At 34.9% G+C, this 16,814-nt stretch carries 13 protein-coding genes and 2 pseudogenes; 5 read left to right on the forward strand and 10 right to left on the reverse strand.

Annotated features, from left to right (window positions below; genetic code table 11):
- Positions 1-82: 82 nt before the first annotated feature.
- Complete coding sequence (locus VOI54_RS08045) at positions 83-688, reverse strand: hypothetical protein (RefSeq protein WP_326282212.1); 606 nt, start codon at positions 686-688, stop codon at positions 83-85.
- 117 nt (positions 689-805) lie between these two features.
- Here VOI54_RS08045 and VOI54_RS08050 point away from each other — a divergent pair, with 117 nt between their 5' ends.
- Positions 806-1,435: a 7-carboxy-7-deazaguanine synthase QueE gene (locus VOI54_RS08050; protein WP_326282213.1), complete on the forward strand. Its 630-nt coding sequence runs from the start codon at positions 806-808 to the stop codon at positions 1,433-1,435.
- A 57-nt stretch (positions 1,436-1,492) separates the two neighbouring features.
- Here the strand turns inward: VOI54_RS08050 and VOI54_RS08055 are convergent, their stop codons facing one another.
- The 7 genes and pseudogenes from VOI54_RS08055 to VOI54_RS08080 all read right to left on the reverse strand — a co-directional run bounded on the left by VOI54_RS08055 (position 1,493) and on the right by VOI54_RS08080 (position 9,993).
- Entirely contained in the window at positions 1,493-2,035 is a 543-nt protein-coding gene (locus tag VOI54_RS08055) for a DUF2911 domain-containing protein (protein WP_326282214.1), read from the reverse strand.
- A 121-nt stretch (positions 2,036-2,156) separates the two neighbouring features.
- Positions 2,157-3,428 (reverse strand): YCF48-related protein, encoded by a 1,272-nt coding sequence (locus VOI54_RS08060; protein ID WP_326282215.1) that lies wholly within the window; start codon positions 3,426-3,428, stop codon positions 2,157-2,159.
- A gap of 29 nt (positions 3,429-3,457) precedes the next feature.
- A pseudogene (gene aspS, locus VOI54_RS17995) lies at positions 3,458-5,281 on the reverse strand (aspartate--tRNA ligase); the annotation flags it as partial.
- Between the two features lie 86 nt (positions 5,282-5,367).
- Positions 5,368-6,796: pseudogene (gene gatB, locus VOI54_RS18000) on the reverse strand (Asp-tRNA(Asn)/Glu-tRNA(Gln) amidotransferase subunit GatB); the annotation flags it as partial.
- The gene (locus tag VOI54_RS08070) at positions 6,796-8,196 is read right to left on the reverse strand and encodes an amidase family protein (protein ID WP_326282217.1); all 1,401 of its coding nucleotides are present in this window, start codon (positions 8,194-8,196) and stop codon (positions 6,796-6,798) included. The gene VOI54_RS08070 and the pseudogene gatB, both read right to left, overlap by 1 nt.
- 2 nt (positions 8,197-8,198) lie before the next feature.
- Complete coding sequence (locus VOI54_RS08075; RefSeq protein ID WP_326282218.1) at positions 8,199-8,468, reverse strand: hypothetical protein; 270 nt, start codon at positions 8,466-8,468, stop codon at positions 8,199-8,201.
- Positions 8,469-8,724: 256 nt separating this feature from the next.
- A complete protein-coding gene (locus VOI54_RS08080) occupies positions 8,725-9,993 on the reverse strand; it encodes a porin (RefSeq protein ID WP_326282219.1) in 1,269 nt (422 codons plus the stop codon).
- A gap of 432 nt (positions 9,994-10,425) precedes the next feature.
- On the opposite strand from VOI54_RS08080, the gene gyrB reads away from it, so the two are divergent.
- Positions 10,426-12,375 carry a DNA topoisomerase (ATP-hydrolyzing) subunit B gene (gene gyrB, locus VOI54_RS08085; protein WP_326282220.1) on the forward strand — a complete coding sequence of 650 codons (1,950 nt, stop codon included), beginning with the start codon at positions 10,426-10,428 and terminating at the stop codon, positions 12,373-12,375.
- A 68-nt stretch (positions 12,376-12,443) separates the two neighbouring features.
- Here gyrB and VOI54_RS08090 read toward each other — a convergent pair whose 3' ends face one another.
- Both VOI54_RS08090 and VOI54_RS08095 read right to left on the reverse strand, forming a co-directional pair.
- Positions 12,444-12,824: a DUF481 domain-containing protein gene (locus VOI54_RS08090; protein WP_326283144.1), complete on the reverse strand. Its 381-nt coding sequence runs from the start codon at positions 12,822-12,824 to the stop codon at positions 12,444-12,446.
- A gap of 48 nt (positions 12,825-12,872) precedes the next feature.
- Positions 12,873-13,640: a membrane metalloprotease gene (locus VOI54_RS08095; RefSeq protein WP_326282221.1), complete on the reverse strand. Its 768-nt coding sequence runs from the start codon at positions 13,638-13,640 to the stop codon at positions 12,873-12,875.
- A gap of 224 nt (positions 13,641-13,864) precedes the next feature.
- On the opposite strand from VOI54_RS08095, the gene VOI54_RS08100 reads away from it, so the two are divergent.
- The 3 genes from VOI54_RS08100 (at position 13,865) to VOI54_RS08110 (ending at position 16,765) form a co-directional block, all read left to right on the forward strand.
- Positions 13,865-14,887, forward strand: coding sequence for a DUF6588 family protein (locus VOI54_RS08100; protein WP_326282222.1), 1,023 nt, complete (start codon positions 13,865-13,867; stop codon positions 14,885-14,887).
- A 258-nt stretch (positions 14,888-15,145) separates the two neighbouring features.
- The gene (locus VOI54_RS08105) at positions 15,146-16,072 is read left to right on the forward strand and encodes a malate dehydrogenase (protein WP_326282223.1); all 927 of its coding nucleotides are present in this window, start codon (positions 15,146-15,148) and stop codon (positions 16,070-16,072) included.
- A gap of 72 nt (positions 16,073-16,144) precedes the next feature.
- The gene (locus tag VOI54_RS08110) at positions 16,145-16,765 is read left to right on the forward strand and encodes a hypothetical protein (RefSeq protein ID WP_326282224.1); all 621 of its coding nucleotides are present in this window, start codon (positions 16,145-16,147) and stop codon (positions 16,763-16,765) included.
- The last annotated feature ends 49 nt before the right edge of the window (positions 16,766-16,814 follow it).

A 16,814-nucleotide genomic window follows, 5' to 3' on the forward strand; every position in this document is an offset into this window, starting at 1 on the left:
CTATTTTGGATAAAAATACAGGAAAAATGAAGAAGGAAAAAATAAGTTTTTACCCTTAAATGGAAAAGAATTTTAGCATAAGCTATTGGCGCCATTTCACCCAAACCGTAAGAATTAAATCCTGAACGGTGTCTGACGTCGGGGTGCTAGCTATCCTTCCAATAATGAAATCGCCCGAGCTAAAATCTATGTTTACAGCGGTGTCAATAAATTCACTTGAACTCAGACTGTACGTGTTTAAGGTGCCAGAAACCAGCGAATTATTATTTCTGATTTCAACAGAGAAGTCTTTGTTGGCCAGTCCGCCTCTGGCCCTGGCAGTAATGTGTACTATTGTACCATCAAAAGGCATTAATGGACTTGAATTCTGACTGCTATAATTACCAGCATATCTTAAAATTTCATTGTTTCTGTTACCCGGTCTTCCAAAGTGTAGTTTAGTGGTTTCAATACTTAACCATTTATTTCTTGTATTGTCATACATATACAGTTTATCACCAATAACAGATAGTTGTCCATCTGCCGTACCTGTTGGAGCCGTTTGAGGATTTAGTTCTAGAGCAGGAATACCACTGGCTGATGTTTGTATTTCTAATTCGGATGAAGGGGTTGTGGTGCCAATTCCAACCTGGGAAAAACCATTATGCATGCATAGTAATAAAATAAGAGCACAGACTATTTTTTTCATTTTAGAGAGAGTTGAAAGAGATGCAATTTACTTTTTAATACAGCACGAAATTAGGCAAATTATTTTGAAATCCAAAAATCAACATATTAATTAAAGTAATATGTATCTTTGCAGGCTATGCAAGAAGAGATAAAAAAACAGGTTGATAAAGGGTTGATGCTACCTTTAATGGAAGAGTTTTATACTATTCAGGGGGAAGGTTTTCATAAAGGAACTGCGGCTTATTTTATAAGAATTGGCGGATGTGATGTGGGGTGTCATTGGTGTGATGTGAAAGAAAGTTGGAATGCAGATTTACATCCTCCTACTGAAACAAAGGCTATAGTAGATAATGCCAAAAAATATAGTGATACTATAGTGGTTACCGGAGGTGAACCTTTAACTTGGGATATGACTTTTTTAACAGAACGTTTAAAAGCGGAAGGTTTACAGGTGCATATTGAAACTTCCGGAGCATACAAATTAACAGGTGTTTGGGATTGGATTTGTTTGTCGCCAAAAAAAATGAAGCTACCCACCAGAGAAGTCTATGAAAGGGCGGATGAATTAAAAATAATAGTTTATAATAAAGACGATTTCCGTTTTGCAGAAGAACAGGCAGCCAAAGTAAGTGAGCATTGTATTTTGTATTTGCAGCCTGAGTGGAGTAAACGTGATAAAGTGGTTCCCGAAATTGTAGATTATGTTATGACTAATCCAAAATGGAAAATATCCTTACAAACGCATAAGTATTTGAATATACCGTAAAGTAAAAAGCCTTGAAAATAACTTCAAGGCTTTTTTTAATCAATAAATAAGCAACTGTTATTTTGTAAACGGAACAGCAACTCTTAAAGTTCCCCAACCCATATACATATCGGTACCATTTGCAGTCTTTTTAAATTTGATGGAAAAATTCTCAACAGATTCATCTCCTGATGTAACAGGAGCATTTACCCTTACTACATCATGAGCTTCCTTATACGAATAGGCGCCCCAAACATTGAGGTCAGAGCTTAATATGATGATCCATTCTTTATCTCCTGGAATGGTGAAAAGAGAATAGGTTCCGGCTTTAACCTTTTTTCCTCCAATTTTCATGTCTTTATAAAGTGTTATCTCAGCAGCTTCGTTGGCTCCGGTTCTCCAAACCTTGCCATTAGGAGCCAATTGACTTAAAGACCTCCCTTTTAAGAAAGGTCTGCTATAAATTACTTTAATTAAAGCAGGGCCATTTTTTTCGGCTCTATAAATAGAGGCGTCTAATGGGCTTTTGTCTAATTTTGGAAACTTTTGAGCCAATGCATTAAATGACAAAAGCATTATAAAAGCGAAGGCAATACTTGAAATTAAGGTTGTTTTTTTCATAAGAAGTTTTTTTAAATTTTGATGCTGTAAGATAAACCTAAATACTCTTAAAGTTTTAATAAAAATAAAGAGGAGTTGTTAAAGTTTATGGCTGAATACTACGGGCTTAAAAAGCCGGTTATTAGTTTTTTATAAATTTTAAGGATTGCCTACCGGTATTGTTATGAAAATTAATTAAATACCCACCGGAAGCTAAATCTTCAACATTAAAACTGTACTTCTTTATGCTTTTGGAGTAGACTCTGTCTCTGGTTAATTGTCTTATAAGTGCGCCATTTACATCATACAGTTCAATTAACAAATTATCATCAGACTCAAACGTAATATCAAATGTTAAAATAGATGAAACAGGATTGTTTTCAAGCCTAACCGCTAAATCAAGCCTGTCTCTTTCTTTTATACTATCTGTATTTAAAGTTTCCTCAGTATACTTGTAAACAGAAGTTCCACTGGCATATGCCAATGTGGAATTGATTATGAATATTCTGTTTAGGTTACTACCAGTGTTCAGGTTTGTCCATGTTTGTCCACCATCCAAGGTTTCATGAAAACCTGTGGTATGCCCTCCCATCCAGCCATGATTTTCAGTAATAAATCCAACGGCTTGAATACTTGTTTCCGGGGCGTTATAGCTAGTCCATGTTGTTCCTCCATCAATAGACTTAACTAATTTTCCCGGATTGGGTGAGACAGATTCAATCGCACCAAAAATAATATTTGGATTACTATCTAAAACTTGCATTTTCCAGACATACTCACCTGAACTATTTGAATTATAAATTTCAGTCCATGACACACCACCATCAGTAGTTTTTAATATGGTAGCTCCGTTGTTACTTCTGCCGGAGGCAAATCCCAAATCTTCTGTTAAGAATAGAATTTCCACTAAAGCATTAGCATAAGCTGACATATCTATAGATTGCCATGTGTTTCCACTATCAGTAGATTTTATAATTTGAGCCGGAGTAAAATAGGCTCCGCAAGCATATACCGTAGATGTTCCAACAGTTTCAATTCCACAGATTGCAGGAGGGTTAGGTGAAATATTTGTTATTTCAGTCCAATTATTTCCGCCATCAATAGTCTTAAAGAATGTATTGTTCAAAGTTCCTAAAAAGCCAATATTTTCATTTAAAAATTCAATATTTCTAAAATAATAGTTACCTCCAAGGTCAGTTTCATTTAATTGTTCAGTCCAGTTCTTACCACCATCTGTAGTTTTATACACCGATGCATAATAACCGTTAGCAGCCCAACCAACATTATCATTAATGAAAAAAACATCATCAAAACGTTGGTTGTTTGGGTTTGCTGAGGTGTTTGTTACTTGCCATGTGGGTTGTGCTAAGGCTTGCAAACAAAAAAAGAAACAGACTAACACTAAGGCTTTCATGGTATGACAACTAAGGTTTGATGAAGTTATTATTTTCTGATCACTTTCACATTCATTTCTTCTACTTTTTTATCAGATAGAGGAGAAGGTGCACCAAACAATAGATCTTCACTGGTTCCTGTTTTAGGAAATGCCATTACTTCTCTAATAGAGGCTTTTTTCTCTAAAATCATCATCAGCCTGTCAACACCCCAGGCAATACCTCCGTGTGGTGGTGCCCCATAATGGAAGGCTTTGTACATGGTGCCAACACTCTTCATCATAGCTTCCTTGTCATAGCCCATGTTTTTATAAGTGGCCTCAAGAATTTCCGGTTTATGTGCACGAATTGACCCCCCGCCAATTTCATAACCGTTTAAGATTAAATCGTATTGTTGAGCAATAATGCTTCCAATTTCTTCTTCCTCACCATTCATATGTTTTTCAATATCATTAATAGAAGGCATAGAGAACGGATTGTGGGTAAAGGTCCAGTGGCCTTCATCTGTTTTTTCAAACATAGGGAAATCTATAACCCATGCAGGCCTTAGTTCTTTAGGGTTTATTAAACGCAGCATTTTCCCCAGTTCCTGTCTTACGGCATCAAGTGCTTTATTAGCCGTGTCATAATCTGCGGCAGAGAAAAACACAATATCACCTACTTGTGCATTTGTGGTTTTAATAATACCTGTAGCAATATCTTCACCTAAAAACTTAATAATTGGTGATTGTAAGTCATTTTCATTTACAATAATGTATGCTAAACCACCTAGCCCATGTTGTTGTGCTATAGCAGTTAGTTTTTCAATTTGTCCTTTTGATAAACGCTTGTTGCCCTGTTCTTTGGCTGAAACTTTAATACATTTAACTATACCACCTTCTTCTATGGGTTTGCTGAATACCTGAAAAGTAGTATCCTTTACATTGTGGGTAATGTCTTTTAATTTTAAACCAAAACGTAAATCCGGTCTGTCGCATCCATAGTCATCCATGGCTTGTTTGTAAGTCAGCACTTCAAATTGGTGTAAAATCCATTTCTTACCATAAATTTTATGAACTATATCATTGAACATTTGCGTGTTCAAATCTATGATTTGTTGCATGCTGGCATAAGCCATTTCTATATCTAGTTGTGTGAATTCCGGTTGACGGTCACCACGAGAATCTTCGTCTCTAAAACAACGTGCAATCTGGAAATACTTTTCATAGCCACTTACCATTAGCATTTGTTTAAATTGCTGAGGTGCTTGTGGTAGGGTGTAGAATGAACCGGCTTGTTTACGTGTTGGTACTATAAACTCGCGCGCACCTTCATCTGTTCCAGCACTTAAAATTGGAGTTTCAATTTCAAGGAACTCCTGCGCATCTAAAATATCACGCATGAGCTTAATGACTTTGTGACGGTTTACTACAACACGGCGAACAGCATCATTTCTGTGATCTAAATATTTATATTGAAAACGAATATTTTCGTTTGTCTTTGTTGCCCGTTTTATTTCAAAAGGCAAGGTTTTAGACAAGTTTAAAATATCCAATGCTATGGCTTCCAATTCTATTTTACCCGTTCTTAATGCCGGGTTATAATCATCTTCTTTTCGCTGTACAATAGTTCCTGAAACCGAAATAACAGATTCCGGCTTTAATTTTACCAACTCATCTAAATTGGCAAAAGATTCTCTGCTTAAACGTACCTGGAATACCTGTGTACTGGAGTCACGTAAGTCAATAAATATTAATTCCCCATGATCACGAACACTTGATACCCAGCCTGAAAGCGTAACCTTTTCATTAATACTATCATCTGAAATTTCAGAAACCACATGAGTTCTGTACTCATCTTTTATAACAATTGGGATCTCCGGCAGGGTTTCCTCTTCCTTTTTTGTTGTGGGGTGTTGGTCATCGACTGTTATCTGATCTTTACCATTATCATTTGGCTTCAGTGCTTCCTTACCATTATCAAGAGCCTTTAAAATACTTTCACGAATAACTTTTCCGGAAGCCCCTTTGCCAATAATGCCAATAACTTTTCCAACCAGGATACCTGCTTTCCCTTGGTTTCCAGCTTTAATATCATTGGCTATAGTTTCATTTTCTGCAATGACCTTAGCGATAGCTTCTTCAATTTGAGATTCAGAAATACTATGGTCTTCAAAATATTTGTTGTAATCAAAATCTCTGTCTTTCAAATACGAGGTTATGGCGTTTTGAACTAAAACCGAGGTTATTTTTTCTTCTTTAAAAAGCTGGAAGATTTCAATAAGATGCTCAACCCTATGAATGCCTGAATACTCATCGGCATTTATATTGTTTACCAATGTTTTTGCTACAAAAGAAGGATCTTTAAGCGCATCATTGATAGTCATAAATGTCTTGGAACGTAGGGCGTCTGCTGTAAAAAACTTGGCGTCCTGAGGTAAAACACCGCCTTTGATCAAGATTGATTCAACAGCAAAAGGTAGTGTGCTGACATCAACATCAATAGATTCAACGACTTCTTTTATATTTACAAAAGGAAGATCCGGTTCGGAAATAAATCGGTAATCTGCTTCAAACTCCTTTTTCCGCATGGTTTTGGTTTGCTTCAATTCTGCATCCCATAGCACAGTGGTTTGGTCTGGCCTGAACTCTTTGTGTTCTATATAATAGTTCAATTGTTTTTCAACCTCTTCCTTTAAGGCTTCAACCATAAACTTAAATGAGTTTAGGTTTTTTATTTCTGTACGCGGGTTTAAATTATAATCACGTTTTTTTCGTAAGGATACTGAAACATCCGATTTAAATTCCCCCTTTTCAAGATTAGCTTCGGAAATCTCTAAATTCTGAACTATACGTTGAATGTACTGTGCGTAAGTTGAGGCATCCTCAATATGACGAATACAAGGTTCTGTAACAATTTCAATAAGCGGTACTCCGGCCTTATTAAAATCTACTAAAGAGATTTTTTTCTCATGCATTAATTTGGCTGCATCCTCTTCAATGTGTACCTGTGTTAAATTAACCGTAAACTGAGAACCGTCATTTCTAAAACAGGATACTTGCCCGTCTGGTATTACAGGATTATGAAACTGCGTTATTTGAATATTCTTAGGATTATCAGGGTATTCATAGTGTTTCCTGTCCCAGGAGATGACCTCATTTTCAAAAGTAGATTTAACTGCTTTTCCAAAGTAAATGGCTTTGGTAATAGCTTCTTTGTTGATTGCAGGTAAAACCCCCATTTGTCCTGTACATACTGAACAAATATTTTGATTTGGCGTTTCTATTTCCTGGTTTGCACAAGAACAAAATAGCTTTGTTTTGGTGTTTAATCTAACATGTGTTTCAAGACCGATTACCAACTCTAACTCGTGAGCTTTAAGTAACTCATTTAATTGCTCTAATTCCATTATATCGTGTCTTTTAAGAAGTTAGCAAACTTCAAAACGAGTTCGTCATTATTTTTTGCTGCCGTAATTTGTAAACCGGTGGCAGTACCTTGTGGTACGGTTAAGGTAGGAAGCTGTCCTAAACTGAATCCAACAGTATAGGCATCTGATAAATACATGGCTAACGGATCTTTTAAACTATCGCCTATTTTAGGAGGAGTACTTGGTGTTACCGGTGAAATAATAATATCAACTTCAGCAAAGTCCTTTTCAAAATTTTCAGAAATTTGATCTCTTAGGTTTAACCCTTTTAAATATATCTCATCCGAAAACCCTTGAGATAACACCTGGTTTCCACCAACAATTCTACGTTTAGTTTCTTCTGAGAAATTTTCAGATCGGGTCACGGCATAAGTTTCCTTTAAATTTTTGGATTCAATACGGTTACCATAATTGGTGCCGTCCAATCTTGAAAGGTTGGATGCCGTTTCTGCCATAGCTAAGGTATAGTATGTAGAAACTAATGTGTTTGATTCGAAGAAATCTAAGGCTTTGACCTCAATCCCTTTTGCCTTTATTAGTTCAATAGCTACCAGGAAATCTGATTTTACCTGAGCATCAATGGCTTCATTTTCAATAAAGTTTTTAAAGTATCCAACTGTTTTTATATTTTCAGAACTTGAAATAGATTCATCTGAAATGGTTTCAGATGGATAAGTGGTCTGATCTTTTGGATCTTGCCCGCTCATTGTATTTAAAACAATACGAATATCTTCAATAGACCTACCTATAGGGCCAACACAATCTGTAGATGATGCATAAGCCATTAAACCATAACGGGAAATACGTCCGTAAGTAGGTTTTAGTCCATAAACGTTGTTATATCCTGCAGGTTGACGTACAGAGCCTCCAGTATCTCCTCCAATAGAGAATACAGTATAGCCTTTAGCAACATTCACAGCCGATCCACCACTTGACCCACCTCCTACTAATTCTGGATTTACAGCATTTTTAACCGCACCAAAAATAGTATTCTCACTGGAAGAACCATGACCAAAGCTATCGCAGTTCTCCTTAACCAAAGGAATAGCTCCGGCATCTAATAACTTCTGGATAGCTGTTGCAGTGTAAGCCGATTTGTAGTTTTTAAGCAAATCAGAACTGGCTGTTGTATAGGTGCCCTGAACCATATAAACATCTTTGATTCCAAAAGGAATGCCTTCTAATAATCCAATAGCTTCTCCATTTGAAATTTTAGCATCTACTTTTGCAGCCAAATCCAAAGCTAAAGTATCTAGCAATGTGTTAACAGTATTATGCGTATTTTGTTTTAAAGCATCTAATTTTTCCTGTACCAGTTGCGTACAGGTTATTTTTTTGTCCACCAATTGTTGATGGATTTTGCGTATTTGAGAGTCCATAACTATTCTTCAATGACTTTAGAAACTACTAAATAGCCGTTTTTTTCTTTAGGAAAGTTTTCAATGATGATTTGCTTTTCAGTTGAGGAACTGTCTATCACCACATCTTCTCTCAAATTATGTATTGAGATAGCATTATTATGATTATTATTAAAAGAATTATTATTTGTTGTATTGGCATTTTTAATGACGTCAAATAATTTACTCACAGTCTCTGAAGGCTGTGCTCCTTTAATACTCGACAATACGTCGACTGTCATAATTTTACTCATCTTTTTTTGTTTAAAATAGTACTCGAAATTAAGCTTGTAAAATTACGAAAGTTTTTATGTAGAATACGCCTTATTGGCTTGAAAGTTAGAAAGGTATTTTTATTACTTTGGATTCTTCACTATAAGAATAGGTTCTTTATTAAATTCGATATAAAAACTCCTATAAATTAATAATATTGAAAGTGGTTTTGAAGAAAAAAATAGTAAAACGTTATTTTGCTGTTTTTTTAATGGATTTTGGTTTAAAAATTCAACCTTATTTCAGGGCTATTTGATACTGTAAAACAGCCATTCCCTTACGGCCTTTTTCAAGTAAAGTATTAATATCAAAAATGGGTCGTAGCTGATATCCCAAGCTTATTTTATTAGCATGTGATCCCTTAAGAAGAAAATTAACATTAAAGTCATAAACAGTCATTTTATCATGTAAAGCATCAAAATTGGAATGTTGAATGGCAATATTGGGCTGTATGACCACAGCGCTATCTAATATTTTAGTTTCATTAAAGGCATATCCAAATTGCGCATACCAGGTTATACCGGTACCCATCATTGGGAATGCTACCCCTGGGCCGTTAAAATCAATTCCCCCTCCGTTAGTTGGATTGTTGGCACCTACATTTCTTATATAGTCTTTCCCATAGTCAAAATTATAATACCCCAGATAGGCAGTAATGGCTTCCTGGTTGCCTAATGGGATATTCAAAAAGGAATCTATGGCCCAGTGCTTCATATTATAAAGTGTGGTTGTGGGAAGTTGGGCATCCCCATCACTAAAGGCTTTTTCCTGAAATTGAAATCCACTACCAATATTAAAAACCTTCTTATTGGCTAAATAGGTTCCGGTATGGTAAGCAGATTTGTTTGATTCGTTTTCAAAGAACTGATATTTTATATATGAAGATGTTTTCCATCTGGGTCTGTTATTAGCAAAGTCCACCTTTTCGTCTGGAATTTTAGTTATTGCCCTGGGTTGGTTAAAGGTTAATCTATAGTCCAGTTTTCCTGCCTGACCTTTAAACCAAAACCCAAATTGACGTCCTAAATCATCATTTCTTTCAACGGTGTTTAAAGAAAATAATGGGGAGTCTAAGCCCATCATGGAAGCGCTGGAACGAATATTCCATCTGCTCAAACCTTGCCAGCCGGATTTTCCCATACCAATTTCCAAATATTTAGAGAAAGTATATTCTGCATAAAAATCTAAAACTTCAATGGGGGATTCCACTTTTTTTAGATTATAGTTATTACCGCCAAACAAAGTATATACAAATAATTTAGGCGTTATTTGGGCAGAAACAGGTATTCTTATTCGTCTTATTGAAATATCAGTAAAACTTGAAGTAGGTTCATTATTAACCAAGGAACCTTCATTTAAATCTGAATATCTCAGCCAAACTTGAGCTCTGGCGTTCCATTTTATTATAGGTTTAAAATCACCTGTGTTTTGGCTTAATAAAAATGTCGGGCTTAATAAAAGCGTAACTATTAAAACACTCAACAGTTGTGTTTTTTTGTCAGTCATGATCAATTATAGTTCAAAATCTAGAGCAAAACTATGATTAACTTAAAGTTTAAAATGTGATATGCATCATATTTCAAGATTATTTTTTTTCAGGTAAAAAACATGAAATGACTCAATGAACTTTGGCGTTTATTGCTTTTAACATAATGTTTTTTAACAAAAGAAGAATTCAAAATGACGCATTAGAACGTTTTTTTATTTTTTAGCATTTTAAAACGGATTAAAAAACAATGAAATCTATTTTAAGGTGGTTTTCAGGCGATTTAAGAAGGTTTTGAGTAATTAACAAATGTTGATAATTTTATTATAGAGTCAATAAAAAGCTTTTTAAAGGGGAAAGAATTTCGTATATTTGTTTGTGTTCACAAAGGATGCTGGTAAGCATCTTTTTTTATGAAATTAAGCTAACCCAAATTAAGAAAAATATAGAATATGAGCGAAGAAAAAGAAGAATTTAACAAGCATAATTATTCAGCTGATAGTATTCAGGCTTTAGAAGGTATGGAGCATGTACGTATGCGCCCGTCAATGTATATTGGTGATGTTGGTGTACGTGGTTTGCACCATTTAGTATATGAAGTTGTAGATAATTCTATTGATGAGGCTTTAGCCGGACATTGTAATAATATTACAGTTACTATTAACGAGGATAATTCTATTACCACTGAAGATGATGGTCGTGGTATTCCAGTAGATTTGCATAAAAAAGAGGGCGTCTCTGCACTAGAGGTAGTTATGACCAAAATTGGTGCAGGGGGGAAGTTTGATAAAGATTCTTATAAGGTTTCCGGTGGTTTGCATGGTGTCGGTGTAAGTTGTGTTAATGCCTTATCCGAACATTTGAAGGCTACTGTTTATAGAAACGGACAGATTTGGGAACAAGAATATGAGCGTGGTAAAGCTTTGTATCCGGTTAAGTCTATTGGTGATACGGAAAGGAGAGGAACTACCGTTACATTTAGACCGGATTCTACCATATTTACACAAACCCTTGAATATAGTTATGATACTTTAGCAAGTAGGTTACGCGAATTGGCCTTTTTAAATAAAGGAATTACAGTTCATTTGATAGATAAAAGGCATAAAAAAGAAGATGGCTCTTTTGAAGGAGAAACATTTCATTCTAATGAAGGGTTAACAGAGTTTGTTAAATATTTAGATGCTACCAGAGAGCCTTTAATGAAAAATGTGATTGCCTTTGAGGGAGATAAAAATGGTATTCCTGTTGAGGTCGCTATGGTTTATAATACCTCCTATGCTGAAAATTTACATTCCTATGTAAATAACATCAATACACATGAAGGAGGGACACATTTATCAGGTTTTCGTCGTGGATTGACTCATACATTAAAGAAATATGCTGACTCTTCCGGATTAACAGATAAATTAAAGTTTGATATATCCGGTGATGATTTCCGTGAAGGTTTAACGGCTATTGTTTCAGTAAAGGTTGCAGAACCTCAATTTGAGGGGCAGACAAAAACCAAATTAGGAAACAGGGAAGTATCGGCTTCAGTAAGTCAGGCTGTTTCAGAAATGCTAACTGATTATTTGGAGGAGCACCCTGATGATGCTAAAATTATTGTACAAAAGGTCATACTTGCAGCCCAGGCGCGTCATGCGGCTCAAAAAGCTCGTGAGATGGTTCAGCGTAAAACGGTCATGAGTATTGGCGGCTTACCAGGGAAATTATCTGACTGTTCAGAACAGGATCCTGCAAAATGTGAAGTGTTTCTGGTTGAGGGAGACTCGGCAGGAGGTACGGCCAAGCAGGGGCGTGATAGAGCTTTTCAAGCCATTCTTCCACTTCGTGGGAAAATATTAAACGTTGAAAAGGCAATGACACATAAGGTGTTTGAAAATGAGGAGATTAAAAATATTTTCACAGCACTTGGTGTTACTATTGGAACAGAAGAGGACAGTAAAGCATTGAACTTATCTAAGTTGCGTTACCATAAAATAGTTATTATGTGTGATGCCGATATTGACGGTAGCCACATTGCTACGTTAATTTTAACGTTCTTTTTCAGGTACATGAAAGAGTTAATTGAAAACGGACATGTATACATTGCAACACCACCATTATATTTGGTGAAAAAAGGTGCGAAAAAGCAATATGCATGGAATGATGCTGAGCGTGATGAAATTATTGCACAATATGGAGATGGTTCTAAAATACAACGTTATAAAGGTTTAGGGGAAATGAATGCTGAGCAACTTTGGGATACCACAATGAATCCTGAGTTTAGAACCATGCGTTTAGTTCAGATAGACAATGGTACCGAAGCAGATAGAATATTTTCTATGTTAATGGGAGATGAGGTTCCACCACGTAGAGATTTTATTGAAAAGAACGCTATTTATGCCAATATTGATGCGTAGATATTATAATTTAAGATTGAAAGCCATGATATTTAATCATGGCTTTTTTGTTTTTTGAGTATTCTAAGTTAATTGAATTTCCAGCCAAACTCACTTGAAAAATAATAATCTGTATCATTGCCAATTATAGCGGGTTGATTGTCATAATTTAAAGTAAACCCTAATTTTAAATAAAAGTCAAAAGGCAAATTGTATTTTAATTTTGTGTCAAAACCTACTCTTGTTCGTCCTTTTTCAGATAAACTGGGAAAGATATTTATATTGGAATCTAACTCAAAATCTTTAAGATCGAACACATTAAAAGTACTGGAAATAACACTTTCAAGTGACGTTTTATTTAAGTTCTTGTCTGTATAGTTCTCAATAGTATAGGCAAATCCTGTACTAAGCCTCCAATAAAGCTTGTTTGTGCTTACTAGAAATTTTCCTGCCCCTAAAATAGGGCTAATTCTTCCATCAAGTGCTTGTTCGGTATTCGCTAAAAATGTTTATTTTGCTTATTTGCCGCCATTAGCTCTTAGGTCGGCTATGCATTGAGCGTCCAGTTGAGGTATTGAGTTCATAGTAGATATAAGGGTAACAGATTCAGAAGTCCAATGCATTAAGCAACTTTCTACATTACAATGTTTAGGATGTTCCAGGTCTTCATGCTCAGATTGCATGGGGGAGCCTAAATTAGTAAGTCCAAGAATATGCCCAAACTCATGGTTTATAACAGAAGATTCAAGTGTGCTTCTGTTAGGCTTAAAAGGACTGTTGCTTAAACTTTGAACGGTGTCTTCATAAATAACAAATGAGGTATTCCAGTATGCCGTTCCTAAAACAACTTTATTGTCAACATCCTTATCAGATTTACCGTCAATAAATAAAGCCCAAACAGCAATTTGGTTAGACGTATTAAATTTTTCTCTTAGGTCTCTTTCAATATCTGCAACGTCTTCAATGGTATAGATATTTTTTCCAGGAGATGGAATAGATCGCTTTTCAATAGTGATACCATTAGGTTTAAAAGTCCTGTTGTCTAAAAATGATAATAAATTATCAATTGCGCTTTGAGTAGGTTCAAAGCCTTCAACATATACTAATTCGATGACCATACTCGTAAAATTATCATCAGATAATAAATCATGTGCAGAGCTTCCTGTAGATTGTCTGTTAAGTATTTTATTTATAGATTGAGGTTGCTCACCTTCAATAGCGTTATCTTTAGAACAGGCACTGATAAAAGTTGTAATTATAAGGAGTATACAAATTCTGCGTCTCATAGTTAAAGTTCTTCTGTTAAAAACAGTTTTGGGATGATTTCTCAGTAAAAAACGAATTAAATACGAATCTAGTATTAATTTTTAGATAGAACAGTTTAACACATTTATTTCCCATCATTTTATAGTATAAATATGATTTTAATCGACAAAAGGTATTTTTAGACGCTAAAATGCGTTTAATTGTGATTTTTTTCCTATGTTTGTTTAAACAAATCTATCAGAAAATGAAAAAATTACCATATGTTATAATGCTTTACCTCATAGCATTTACCTCTAACGCTCAAAATGACCTTGATGCACTGCTTGGAGCCGGTGTAGAAAATGCTGAGCGTTTTGCTAATGATTTTTTAAGACCGGGAGCTAATGGTGCGATGCATAGTATGAATGCCAATTGGTTTAATACAGCAGACGTTAAGCCTCTTGGTGGTTTTGAGATTTCTATCATTGCTAATGCTTCAGTCATAAAAAATGAGCATAAGTCATTTTTAATGAATATTGCCGATTATAATAATCCCAGTGATGATTTTGCGGTAGAATTTGCAGAAGGTGCTGATGCACAAAGGGTTTCAACAGCTTTAGGTGAAAATAATAATGATATTGATATTATAGTCAGCTCAAAGAGTAACCCGCTTTTAACCGATAGAATTACATTACCAAATGGTTTAGGAGATCTGGGCTTTTTACCAACGGCTTTTATACAGGGAGCATTGGGGCTTAGTAAGGGCTTAGAAATTAAAGCACGCTTACTTCCTAAACTTAATGCAGATGACATAGAAGGAAGTATGTTTGGTGTAGGTTTGCAAGCTGAATTTACTAAATGGCTGCCTGCTGATAAAATATTGCCTGTTGCCCTTTCTGGTCTAGTAGCTTATACCAATTTAGATGCCAGATATGATTTGACCAAATCATCTGGTATCAATGGAGACAATCAACGTGTTGAAAATACAACGAAAACATGGTTGTTTCAGTTTATAGCCTCTACAAAATTGCCTATAATCAATTTTTATGGTGGTTTGGGATATATCTCTGGAGATTCAAAATCAAATGTTTTAGGAACTTATGTTGTAACCAATGGCATTATAGATTCAGAACCTATTGTAGACCCGTTTTCAGTGTCAAGTAAAGTATCTTCGGTAAGAGGAACTATTGGTACAAAATTAAAATTAGGTTTTTTTAGACTTAATGCAGAATATCATTTATCTAATTTCAATGCGCTTTCACTTGGGATAAATTTTGGATTTAGATAATCAAAGAAATTCAAGAAATTAATTGTTTAGTTTTAGTTAGTTATATTAACTTTTGTTTGAAAAAGTACAGAATTTTATTCTGTACTTTTTTTATTAAGAGGGTTTTAATTCGTAATTTTGCAGGAGTTTATTTTTAGTGTTTCAACATAAAAAAGTTGATAGAAACTCGCGATTTAAATCATACGATTCATGATTTAATATCCAGACATACATAAAGCAAATAATAAATTAAAATTACTAATAATAAATAATTAAAACATGAAAGTAACAGTAGTAGGAGCAGGAGCAGTAGGTGCAAGTTGTGCAGAGTACATCGCTATTAAAAATTTCGCTTCAGAAGTAGTATTGTTAGATATTAAGGAAGGCTATGCTGAAGGTAAAGCTATGGATTTAATGCAGTGTGCTTCATTAAATGGATTTGATACTAAAATTACAGGTATTACTAACGACTATAGTAAAACGGCCGATAGTGATATTTGCGTAATTACTTCTGGTATTCCTCGTAAACCGGGAATGACTCGTGAGGAACTAATTGGAATTAATGCCGGTATTGTTAAAACTGTATCTTCAAGTTTAATTGAGCACTCGCCTAATACTATTATTATTGTTGTAAGTAATCCAATGGATACTATGACTTATCTGGTGCATAAATCAACAAACTTACCGAAAAATAGAATTATAGGTATGGGAGGTGCTTTAGATTCAGCACGTTTTAAATATAGATTGGCAGAGGCTTTGGAAGCTCCTATTAGTGATGTTGATGGTATGGTAATTGGCGGACACAGTGATGTTGGTATGGTGCCATTAACAAGTCATGCAACCAGAAACAGTATAAAAGTATCTGAATTTTTAAGTGAAGAACGTTTAGAACAGGTTGCAGCAGATACTAAAGTTGGAGGAGCTACATTGACAAAATTACTAGGGACTTCTGCATGGTATGCACCGGGAGCTGCGGTTAGTGGTTTAGTTCAGGCTATTGCTTGCGATCAAAAGAAAATATTTCCATGTTCTACATTGTTAGAAGGTGAATATGGCTTACATGACATTTGTATAGGTGTGCCCGTAGTATTAGGTAAAAATGGAATAGAGAAAATTGTTGATGTGCCATTAAGTGAAGGAGAAAAAGAACATATGAAAGCCAGTGCAGAGGGGGTAACAAAAACTAACGGATTATTAGAATTATAAAATTCAATAGTTTAAAATGATAATTATTTAAAGACTGTAGTAATACAGTCTTTATTTTTTTATATTTGGCGCATGATAGCAAGATGGTGCATTAGTGCTTTTATTTTTTTACTGACTTTGTTTGGTGTTGTTTTTCAACAGCAAGTTTCAGTGCCTAATCAGGAAATTGTATTGCAGTTTACAGATGTAGAGTTAACATCTGATGACGCAAAGCATGCCATTGCTATTGTAGCAAAAAAGTTACAAGGTTTAGGTGCTGAGCATATTCAGGTTAAAGCAGGGGATAACAACACCTTAAAAATCAGTTATTTTAGTGAAGTTGATATTTCCAGTATAAAAAGGACCTTTGCAAAAGAGAATCATATAGTTCTTGATTATACGTCTTCAAGTCAAGATAGAGGAGCTTCAAAATTACCTTCTGAAGACAATACCATTAGCTATAATCTTGATGTTTACGAAATTCAAAATACCAGTAATTCCGGAGGGGATTTAAATGGTGCATTTGGTTTAGAAATTGATGCGAAAAGTGATCGGTTTTTAGATCCTAACATTAATTTGTTCTTTAAAAATATTGATGTTAATGCCATTGCAGCTAAAACAAAAGTAGCCTTTAAGGTATGCAGAGATATTTCAATTGAATTAGATAACACACTTCATAGCATACCTGAAGTTAGAGCCGGACCAAATTGCTAATGGGCTTTTCTCAATGCCGTTATAAATGTAAATAAGAGTTTATAACCAT

This window comes from Alterotamlana spongicola (assembly GCF_035818475.1).
In the GTDB taxonomy this organism is placed as follows: domain Bacteria; phylum Bacteroidota; class Bacteroidia; order Flavobacteriales; family Flavobacteriaceae; genus Cognatitamlana.

Coding starts and splice junctions, on each gene's coding strand:
- gyrB (WP_326282220.1), top strand. CDS start 10,426: ATGAGCGAAGAAAAAGAAGAATTTAACAAGCATAATTATTCAGCTGAT.
- VOI54_RS08050 (WP_326282213.1), top strand. CDS start 806: ATGCAAGAAGAGATAAAAAAACAGGTTGATAAAGGGTTGATGCTACCT.
- VOI54_RS08080 (WP_326282219.1), bottom strand. CDS start 9,993: ATGACTGACAAAAAAACACAACTGTTGAGTGTTTTAATAGTTACGCTT.
- VOI54_RS08045 (WP_326282212.1), bottom strand. CDS start 688: ATGAAAAAAATAGTCTGTGCTCTTATTTTATTACTATGCATGCATAAT.
- VOI54_RS08060 (WP_326282215.1), bottom strand. CDS start 3,428: ATGAAAGCCTTAGTGTTAGTCTGTTTCTTTTTTTGTTTGCAAGCCTTA.
- VOI54_RS08075 (WP_326282218.1), bottom strand. CDS start 8,468: ATGAGTAAAATTATGACAGTCGACGTATTGTCGAGTATTAAAGGAGCA.
- VOI54_RS08105 (WP_326282223.1), top strand. CDS start 15,146: ATGAAAGTAACAGTAGTAGGAGCAGGAGCAGTAGGTGCAAGTTGTGCA.
- VOI54_RS08055 (WP_326282214.1), bottom strand. CDS start 2,035: ATGAAAAAAACAACCTTAATTTCAAGTATTGCCTTCGCTTTTATAATG.
- VOI54_RS08100 (WP_326282222.1), top strand. CDS start 13,865: ATGAAAAAATTACCATATGTTATAATGCTTTACCTCATAGCATTTACC.
- VOI54_RS08110 (WP_326282224.1), top strand. CDS start 16,145: ATGATAGCAAGATGGTGCATTAGTGCTTTTATTTTTTTACTGACTTTG.
- VOI54_RS08095 (WP_326282221.1), bottom strand. CDS start 13,640: ATGAGACGCAGAATTTGTATACTCCTTATAATTACAACTTTTATCAGT.
- VOI54_RS08070 (WP_326282217.1), bottom strand. CDS start 8,196: ATGGACTCTCAAATACGCAAAATCCATCAACAATTGGTGGACAAAAAA.